At 41.8% G+C, this 9,313-nt stretch carries 11 protein-coding genes; 8 read left to right on the forward strand and 3 right to left on the reverse strand.

The genetic code is table 11. From position 1 onward, the window contains the following. Nucleotides 1–295: 295 nt before the first annotated feature. Nucleotides 296–655 carry a DUF262 domain-containing protein gene (locus tag ACYTXL_RS29575; RefSeq protein ID WP_461927754.1) on the forward strand — a complete coding sequence of 120 codons (360 nt, stop codon included), beginning with the start codon at nucleotides 296–298 and terminating at the stop codon, nucleotides 653–655. Further along, nucleotides 615–959: a hypothetical protein gene (locus ACYTXL_RS29580; protein WP_461927755.1), complete on the forward strand. Its 345-nt coding sequence runs from the start codon at nucleotides 615–617 to the stop codon at nucleotides 957–959. Before ACYTXL_RS29575 ends, ACYTXL_RS29580 begins: the two co-directional genes overlap by 41 nt. Nucleotides 960–1,194: 235 nt before the next feature. Here ACYTXL_RS29580 and ACYTXL_RS29585 read toward each other — a convergent pair whose 3' ends face one another. Continuing rightward, a complete protein-coding gene (locus tag ACYTXL_RS29585; protein ID WP_461927756.1) occupies nucleotides 1,195–1,467 on the reverse strand; it encodes a GlsB/YeaQ/YmgE family stress response membrane protein in 273 nt (90 codons plus the stop codon). 554 nt (nucleotides 1,468–2,021) lie between these two features. Between ACYTXL_RS29585 and ACYTXL_RS29590 the strand changes: the two genes are divergently transcribed. From ACYTXL_RS29590 to ACYTXL_RS29600, 3 genes are all read left to right on the forward strand, one after another. Beyond that, nucleotides 2,022–2,654, forward strand: coding sequence for a bifunctional 4-hydroxy-2-oxoglutarate aldolase/2-dehydro-3-deoxy-phosphogluconate aldolase (locus ACYTXL_RS29590; RefSeq protein WP_461927757.1), 633 nt, complete (start codon nucleotides 2,022–2,024; stop codon nucleotides 2,652–2,654). A 113-nt stretch (nucleotides 2,655–2,767) separates the two neighbouring features. Continuing rightward, nucleotides 2,768–3,286 (forward strand): L,D-transpeptidase, encoded by a 519-nt coding sequence (locus ACYTXL_RS29595; protein WP_461927758.1) that lies wholly within the window; start codon nucleotides 2,768–2,770, stop codon nucleotides 3,284–3,286. A 566-nt stretch (nucleotides 3,287–3,852) separates the two neighbouring features. Further along, nucleotides 3,853–4,395, forward strand: a complete 543-nt coding sequence (locus tag ACYTXL_RS29600; protein ID WP_461927759.1) for a L,D-transpeptidase — start codon at nucleotides 3,853–3,855, stop codon at nucleotides 4,393–4,395. A 504-nt stretch (nucleotides 4,396–4,899) separates the two neighbouring features. On the opposite strand, the gene infC is transcribed toward ACYTXL_RS29600, so the two are convergent. After that, the gene (gene infC / locus ACYTXL_RS29605) at nucleotides 4,900–5,433 is read right to left on the reverse strand and encodes a translation initiation factor IF-3 (protein ID WP_461922563.1); all 534 of its coding nucleotides are present in this window, start codon (nucleotides 5,431–5,433) and stop codon (nucleotides 4,900–4,902) included. Between the two features lie 575 nt (nucleotides 5,434–6,008). Here infC and ACYTXL_RS29610 point away from each other — a divergent pair. Beyond that, complete coding sequence (locus ACYTXL_RS29610; protein WP_461922564.1) at nucleotides 6,009–6,944, forward strand: alpha/beta fold hydrolase; 936 nt, start codon at nucleotides 6,009–6,011, stop codon at nucleotides 6,942–6,944. A 560-nt stretch (nucleotides 6,945–7,504) separates the two neighbouring features. Here the strand turns inward: ACYTXL_RS29610 and ACYTXL_RS29615 are convergent. Continuing rightward, entirely contained in the window at nucleotides 7,505–7,870 is a 366-nt protein-coding gene (locus tag ACYTXL_RS29615; RefSeq protein WP_461927760.1) for a BON domain-containing protein, read from the reverse strand. A gap of 276 nt (nucleotides 7,871–8,146) precedes the next feature. Here ACYTXL_RS29615 and ilvN point away from each other — a divergent pair, with 276 nt between their 5' ends. Continuing rightward, the gene (gene ilvN / locus ACYTXL_RS29620; protein ID WP_292792623.1) at nucleotides 8,147–8,665 is read left to right on the forward strand and encodes an acetolactate synthase small subunit; all 519 of its coding nucleotides are present in this window, start codon (nucleotides 8,147–8,149) and stop codon (nucleotides 8,663–8,665) included. A gap of 386 nt (nucleotides 8,666–9,051) precedes the next feature. Continuing rightward, nucleotides 9,052–9,313, forward strand: a 262-nt coding sequence (locus ACYTXL_RS29625; RefSeq protein WP_461927761.1) for a hypothetical protein, incomplete at its 3' end; no start/stop codon positions are given.

Consider the following 9,313-nt stretch of genomic DNA (forward strand, 5'->3'; position numbering starts at 1 on the left):
CCTTAATCATAGCGCTTACAGCTTAACTGAACATTGTCGCTTTGTGTGTAGCGACTAATGCAACTTATTGAAAATTTCATAAAAGTTGGAAATTTCAGCGTATTTATACTTGCCTAAGTTCAATGCAGCTTTGCTATTGACTGACATCAAAGTGCATTAGATACCCGGTAGTGCTAGTATCCCTAAAGCTGCTCATAACATCTAACATCATAAAACTTTGCTGCATAAGAAAGCGCTAGGCTATATTCAGCTAATTTAATATCGGATCACGCTGGACTTGTGGAGGATATAGTCAATGCAACTTGCACCAACTGAAGAACAGATGTGGAAAGCATCAGCCTTCCAAAGCCGCACCCAAATGTCTGATAGTGAAATTAACGATAAGTATGAGTCTGGTGAGCAAAGAATACTCACTGAAATGAACCGTGAAAAGCTTCCGAGTTTTGTCGAAGCACTAAAGAAACCTGGGTATATGGATGTGCGCCCTTTTTACCAAAGAAGGGATCGGTGGGATGAAAAGATGCAATCACGACTTATCGAATCGTTTTTAATCAACATTCCTGTTCCTCCAATTGTTCTTTACGAGAAAGAGTTTAACTTTTATGAGGTAATGGATGGTCAACAGAGAATTACAGCCCTTCGGGATTTTTATTAAAACTGTAGATTTAGCGGACAAAATTTACGCCAAAAAATTATTCAAGCCTTTTGATCCCAAGACTGACACCTGGAAGGATAGTGCTTATAAAGCCTATTATGATGCAGTTATGGTTGGGTTTAGTAGACATTTGGACGAAGTAGATATTTTAGTCGAGCGGAAGCCAAGAGTAATTGAAGAGACAAAGAGGCTATTTATAGAAGACAAATCAAAGCTTTTTACAGGTGGTGGAAGAACTAAGGCTGATATCCAAAACAGAATCAAATTGTTCGATGATATGCTGTCTCAAATCATCGCAGAATAAAGAGCGATGTTTCAAAACATTTTAATGACACGCTAACACAACCTACGATTAATGGATATTATTTTAAGCGATGGCACGGCATTAGATTTCCACAAATTCTTATTTTATTTATCAGTCATTAAAAAAACAGCGCCAGCCTAATGACAGGCTGGCGCTATTTTTTATTTAATTCAGAAATAACAATAGTTAGATGAATAGGCTAAATCTTCCTCATTCATTAACTGCGACTTTGTTTTTATACAGCACTGCGGTTAGTTATTAGGTTCCACACGAAAACCGCAATAATTGCACCAAGAACTGCTAGCGCAACACCAGGAATGCTAAGAGTAGGAGCTGCTAAAGTTAATGTTCCCGTACTGAAGAACACACCTAAACTACCGCCAACAAAAGCACCGATGACTCCCAGCAAGATTGTTCCTAGAATTCCGCCACCTTGATGACCGGGGTAGATAGCTTTTGCGATCGCACCAGCAATTAAACCTAAAACAATCCAAGCAATAATATTCATTGTTATTAATTTCGTAGACTTTCGTTACCCACAAATAAATATTATCAATCTTAATCTGTTGACTACATCTACCATCAGAATTAATTATTTATATCCATAAGGAATACCCTAATTGCTACTAGGTTTTTTGATATCCGCTCCATTAAGGTAGATAATCAATTAAAAAAAGCTCCTAGTAGGTCTTGAACTAGGAGCGTATTAAACTATTGCTTGGTAATTGGAGTATATGCCTTTTAATTAGCTCGCTCCTCTACTAGAAGAATTAAGCTTAATTTTCAAAGACTGTCTCTAAAGTAATGTAAAGGAAGCAAAATCAGGCGATATCTACAACGGGCGCTCTTAAATGGGCGTGAATAATTCAAGGTTTGTAGTAAAAGCTGAAACCCTGACTACAAGCCAGTTTAAGTATTTTACATTACGTAACTTAGTTTGATTAATTCTTACCTACTTAGTTGTAGCAACCTTCTTACCAAGATTCCCCACTTGGGCATCGCCAGGATAATTGAAAATTAGGTATTAGGAAAACTATTCTCTAGTCCCCATTCCCAGTTAAAATGCTTAATCAAATTTGGTTATCACAGTTGCAAAAACATCGAGCGATCGCAGTCATCCGCGCCCCAAAAATCGAAGTGGGAGAGCAAATGGCAATGGCTGTAGCATCTGGGGGAATGCAGTTGATTGAGATTACCTGGAATAGCGATCGCGCTGGGGAATTAATCAGTCAACTACGCTCACAATTACCAAGCTGTACCATTGGTACTGGTACACTATTCAATGTGCAGCAGCTACAATCTGCGATCGCATCTGGGGCGCAATTCCTCTTCACACCCCACCTTGATTCGGCAATGATTCAAGCAGCACAACAAAAAGATGTGCCGATCATCTCAGGAGCGCTGACTCCTACAGAAATTGTTACCGCCTGGAGTCAGGGCGCTAGTTGTGTAAAAGTGTTTCCTGTGCAAGCTATGGGAGGGGCTGATTATATCAAAAGTTTGCAAGGACCGCTGGGTGAGATTCCCTTAATTCCTACTGGCGGCGTGACTCTGGAAAATGCCAAAGAATTTTTAGAAGCCGGAGCGATCGCTGTCGGTTTGAGCGGTGGATTATTTCCCAAAAAGCTTGTCACAGAGGGAAACTGGGAAGCGATCGCATCTAGGGCAAAAAAGCTAATACAACAGTTAGTTTAACTTAGAATCAAATCATCAAAAATTCACGTCTATTAAAGTAGTAGATAGGGAAATAAAGGTGAAAACTGATAAGTTTCCCAATAGCCGATGATTTGAGTGTGAGTGTATCTAAAATGAAAAAACTGATTTATCCTGACTGGGTGCGTTGCTTACAAATACTCCTGACTGGTACAGCATTGTCCTTAAGTGTTTTTACTACTACTACTGGAACGAGTGAAGTTTGGGCGAATTCCAAAAATGAAGTGATTGCACAAACAATCCAGACATTACAACAATCGGATCAGCGCTGGATTCAAATTAATCTTTCAAAGCAACGATTAATAGCTTGGGAAGGTGACAGAGTTGTTTATGGAAACGCTATTTCCTCTGGCAAAAAATCCACTCCCACTCTTATTGGTACTTTTAAGATTCAATCAAAGTTCAAAAGTACACAGATGCGGGGGGAAAACTACAATGTTCCCAACGTTCCTTATGCAATGTTTTACCAAGGTAATTACGCTATTCACGGAGCTTACTGGCGTAAGACATTTGGTACTCCAGTCAGCCACGGCTGTGTGAATATAGCACCTAAACATGCTAAATGGCTATTCGAGTGGGCATCAGTAGGGACACCAGTAGTTATCCAGAAATAGTAGGTGAAGCAGCGAAAAAGCAATTTAGGTAAAATCATAAATAACAACAAATCAAGACAATTAAGTAATTCCCAGCATAAAATCTTGCTGGGAATCTTCGGAGTCGGAATTACTGAACTTGAAATAAAATATAGAAGAGGGCATTAAACAACTTGCCCAAAAAAATAAGCGTAAATCCTGACAATTCCTCTGTGAAGTTACAAATGCAAATAAGAATTCGGGAAAAGTTTGCATTTAGGTATTTAAAAGACAGATTTTTTGTAAAAGTTGTCCTTTGGAATTAGTCATTAGGAATGTGGATTAAACAAAATGCAAAACTTCTGTTTCGCAGGGTGCGTTACGCACCCTGCGAAAGTTGCTCTTGATTAAATCCTTGTTCCTTAGTGAATAACAAATGACAAATGTGCAAATTGGACGCAGATTAGCTTAGAACTTGTCTTGAGAAGCGTTAGCGGATGAATTGCGTAAATCCTCCACAGAAAGCGAGTAGTCGATCTGGAAATTTGTAGTGTTCCAGAAAATTACTTCACTTGATGATTTTTGCGTAGTTTAGAAGATGAGGCATAATGCAAACCTGGATTGGCAATGGTGGAATTCGTTCCTCTGGAACTTTTTGTACAGGCGTGGCGCTGATGGTGGTGACTTTATTTTCTTGGTCATCACCGTTAACAGGTACACCCAACTCGGCTACAGCAACAGCCACGTCAATCGATGAAAACAGCATCACTCTATTTAATAATATCAGGCAAACATCCCAACCTCGCTGGATTGAAATTGACCTGTCAGAGCAACGCTTACGTGCGTGGGAAGGTAAAAAACTTGTTTATTCATACCGAATTTCTGGAGGTAAGCGATCGACTCCCACACCCATAGGTAGATTTCGGATTAATTCTAAGTATCGCACTCACCGGATGCGAGGTAGCGGCTACAATATTCCTGATGTTCCTTACACAATGTATTTCTACAGAGGCTATGCCATCCACGGTGCTTACTGGCATAACCGTTTTGGGACTCCAGTCAGTCATGGTTGCATAAATTTACCTGTTAACCAAGCTCACAATCTTTACAGATGGGCTTCAACGGGAACTTTAGTAGTGGTGCGGAAATAATTCGTAATTCCTAATTACAGCAGAAATCATGTATTTGAACCACATCTGTCGTAGGGGCACAGCAATGCTCATTGGTGTCAACTTAACGTAGAAGTTAGACTTGGCAAGCTTTCCAGGTTTGACCCTCACAAGAACAGCCCCTCTCCCAAAATTGGGAGAGGGGAGCAAATTCTCTAGTTCCCCGAATCCCAACTTGGGATTCGGGGTTAGGGGATGAGGGCAAAACGCCTTCTCAAAGCAGATTTTTTCTGAAGTTGACACCAATGAGCTTTTTCAGCAACCCCTATTTACCTGAAAATAGCTGTAAGCTGTCGCGTCTGTAATAGGACTTACGCAAAACTAGACCCACTGTGGGGCAATTCATGTATTGCCCCTAAGAAGAAAATCACGTATGACAGATGTGAGACGAAAACGCATATTGCATGCATCCAAACGAAAAATTAAAAAATCCCCTAGCTAGAAGTCAGGGGATTTTCAAACTTGGGCTATTAAATAGTTAGAGGATTATTTTTTGGGTGAGATGAGCATCATCATATTTCGTCCTTCTTTTTTTGGCGCTTGCTGAAGCTCACCATAAGGATCCAAATCCGTTGCCATTCGCTTGAGCAATTCTTCTGCTAAGTCGCTGTGTTGAATTTCTCGACCCCGGAACATCACAGTGGCTTTGACTTTATCGCCATCTTTTAAAAAGCGCTCTGCTTGCTTAACACGCACGTTATAGTCGTGTTCTTCTATTTTGTAGCGCATCTTAACTTCTTTGACATCAGCCGTGTGCTGCTTTTTCCGGGCTTCCCGCGCCTTTTTTTCCTGCTCAAACTTGTATTTCCCGTAGTCCATAACCCGACAAACCGGCGGGTCAGCTTTGTCACTGATTAGCACCAAATCTACCTGTTTTTCTTCTGCTAGTTGCAGTGCTTCCTGTGGGGGCATAATTCCCAGTTGGGCACCGTCAGTGTCAATGACCCGAATTTTTGGGAAGCGAATTCGTTCGTTAATTTGGGGCAGTTCGCGAGTTCTTTTCTTCTCAATCACAGCCATTATGATTTCTGGGATCTGTTAATGAAGGATTTGGTGTGGTCTAAATTGGTATGCCTCAGAGGCAAAATACTGAAATAACTCAGGACGAGAAAAAATAGTCTACACTTCTAGGGTAGCTAATTCAGAAAACAGTTGCATCGTTGAATTTGTCATTTTACTGACTCTGAGAGAATTTCTCTGCAATATTTAATTTAAATTACACAATCTCGACTCATGTTAAATATTATTACAATTATTAGCCTTGCACTTGAGTGTAAGGCAGGCTACGCCTAAGCTCACTGCAACAATATAGGGAAGGGGCTGGGGATTAGCTTTTTCCATATAATTAGGACTTATGCACTGTACAAATTCATCGTAATGTGCATTAAAAAAAATAGGTTGTTTCAGGCTTTTCTTAATTATCCTTTGATCGTAAATAGACGATGCTGTAGGGGTAAAGCATGCTAAACCCCTACGAAAGATGTGGGTTTTCACCTAATACATATTTGGTATTTTTTGTCAATGCCTAAGTTCTAATAATGTAGAAAAATCAAAGTTTTATAATAGAATTTCACACTGATAAATCGGAGGTAAGTGTGACCACTGCGGTACACTGGCAAGAACGGGTTGGTAGTCAAAGGGATTGGGTTTGGCGCGGCTGGCAAACCCGCTACACTTATATTCGCCCTAGCCAAAATCACCACCAGACAACACCTCTGATATTGCTACATGGCTTTGGCGCTTCCATTGGTCATTGGCGACATAATTTAGAGGTGTTGGGTGAACATCACACAGTTTACGCCATAGATATGTTGGGTTTTGGCGCTTCGGAAAAAGCCGCAGCTAATTACAGCATTGAATTTTGGGTAGACCAGGTTTACGACTTTTGGAAAACATTTATCCGTCAACCAGCGATATTAATAGGTAATTCCAACGGTTCACTGATTTCTATGGCCGCCGCCGCCACCCACCCCGATATGGTGCGGGGTATGGTGATGATGAGTTTACCCGACCCCTCATTAGAGCAAGAAGCAATTCCCCCTGCGCTGCAACCACTTGTCAGAACAATTAAAAATATTGTTGCTTCGCCGTTGATTCTTAAACCTGTGTTTAACTTCGTGCGCCGTCCTGGGGTGCTACGTCGTTGGGCTAGTCTTGCCTACGCTAACCCAGAGGCGATTACCGATGAACTAATCGAGATTTTAGCACAGCCTGCCCAAGATAGAGGTTCGGCGAGGGCTTTTAGTGCTTTGTTTAAAGCTGCGATCGGAATTAACTTTAGTCCCAGTGTCAAGACAGTATTACCAACCTTAACAATTCCAATGCTGTTAATTTGGGGACAAAAAGACCGGTTTGTTCCCCCAGCCCTGGCTAGCCAATTCGCCCAATACAACGAGAAATTAGAAGTGCTGAAATTGGAGGATGTAGGGCATTGTCCCCATGATGAATGTCCAGAACAAGTCAACCAAGCTATTTTAGATTGGATTGAGAGATCGATTGGCGTAGGCGAAGCCCGCCGCAGGCATCGCTAACCGTTAGTTATTCCCTAAATGTGATAGTTTCTGTGCTATAGGGTAAGCAGTGCGATCGCCATGATTGAATTTCTTAAAGGGTCGCGGAAGTCCCCATCTTCTCTGCGAGACGCTACGCGAACAAGGTATTCCTAAGATGGGGATTGTGAGCGTGTGATGAACGCGAACAGCGTCACGAAGTCAGGATTGCATCTGGAATTGATTTTTTACTTGGTAAAAACAAATTCTGGATGTATGACGAGTCACCAAAATTTTCTGGTAAGCTAAATAGTATCTTGACCATCAATGCCATAAGCGAAAACCAAGCTAAGAGGTATATGTTGCAAGAGAACCCTTCTCTTCTCTTCTCTTCGAGAGGCTGCGCCAACGAGAGGCTTCTCTTTCAGAGACGCTAACGCGAACGCCAACGACTTCGCTCAGGGTAAAAGATTTGGGTCTTGGGAACCAGGACTCCTGACAAGAGGAGGGAATGTCAGACTTTCTAGTACTACGGAGTTCTGGAGGCTATTCCCGATGAATTGGGAGAGCTACGTCCGTCTTACGGCGGAGTAGTTCACCACCTAGTCAATCGCGGCTTGGTTAATGTCAACATCTGTAGCACCATTCACAGAACGAGCTACAGTAATCATTTGGTTGAGAATTTCTTGACTAGGAACCTTACCTTTCAAGACTACAGTGCTGCCTGTCTGAGCAACCCAAAGGGTATCAACATCGTCGAGTTGGGGATCTTCATCAAATGCCAACGCTACCCGCTTTGCTAAACCACTTTGGTCGTATTCTCCGTTTAATCCCAGACGTTCTGGCGGTATCGATTGCGTATCAGTATCGACACTAGTACTAGTATCTTCTACTGTAGCCTGTGCAGTCGGATTTACTTCTGCATTTTGAGGTTTTTCCATTCCAAATAGTCTTTTTAACCAACCCATATAAACTTTTCTCCTATTAGATATTAGAGGCTCATCAAATCTGACTATAAAAGCTTTCCAAAAATGCCGCATCTGCCAATGAAAAGATATGCATCAATGAAATTCCGGCTTGCAGTATGATTTCTGTCCAATTTCTCTCTAGAAAATGCAATGAGTGCAACTATTAAGTTTAAAATAGAAGGTCGCACTGACTTTTTTAGTGCGGTAGTACGTCTAGCGTAGCCCTTAGCTAGTGTCTGCGTTCCTCAATTCCTGCTCTAGCCTCTGTTGGCGAAGATGAAACATACTCTTTCAGTTCTGGTAGAAGATGAGGCGGGTGTTCTTTCCCGCATTTCTGGTTTATTTGCGCGTCGCGGCTTTAATATTGAAAGCCTTGCTGTTGGTCCTGCTGAACAAGGAGGAGTCTCCCGAATTACGATGGTTATACCTGGTGACGATCGCATTATCGAGCAACTCACCAAGCAACTGTACAAGTTAGTCAATGTCCTGAAAGTACAGGACATTACCGAAACTCCTTGCGTCGAGCGGGAATTGATGCTTTTGAAGGTGAATGCTAGTAGCAGCAATCGCTCAGAAGTGATCGAACTGTCTCAGATTTTCCGGGCGCGAGTCGTGGATGTGGCAGAAGATTCTCTTACCTTAGAAGTTGTGGGAGATCCAGGTAAAATGGTAGCGATCGTGCAGGTGTTGCAAAAATTTGGTTTGAGAGAAATCGCCCGCACTGGCAAAATTGCCCTAACTCGTGAGTCGGGTGTGAATACCGAGTTACTCAAGTCTTTGGAAGCAAAGGTTTAGTTGGGAACTTCCAATAAAGGCTCGTAAATAATCAACTTGTGGGGGCGAACATCTGTGCGTCCCTAAAGTCTGTTGCATCCATAGACGCGCACCGATGAGTCAGTGAGTTAGCGGGTTTCCTGATTTAAGAACTAATAATAAACCACGTTTATCTTGAAACCTGTAGTTCTTCTGTGATCAAAAGGATTTGCCCTCATCCCCCAACCCCTTCTCCCAAATCTGGGAGAAGGGGAGCTAGAATTTCAAAGTCCCTCTCCCAGATTTGGGAGAGGGATTTAGGGTGAGGGCGAAAACTACGGTTTTCAACTTAGGGACTTCCAAATAAAAAAATATCCAACTATTTATTTCTTGGAAGTCCCTTAGATGAGGTTTAAGCACTAACTTCATTGGTTGAAACAAGAGTTTCTTCTCCAACTTTACCTATTACTGAAAACTACGGCATTCAAAATAATCTGAGCTTTAGTCTTAGAATCGTTAAAAAAACGCAAAGGAAAGCGCCGATAAACCCCTGTGCGTACCTTTACCTTCAAAATAATTTATGCAAATTGTTCGATCATAGAACCTCGCGGGATATGGGAAACTCAGCGGCTTTAGAGAAAGAGAGGGAAACGGCTCGTGCGGTTTTAACCGCAGTCAGTATTAATTGCA

This window comes from Nostoc sp. (assembly GCF_054880495.1).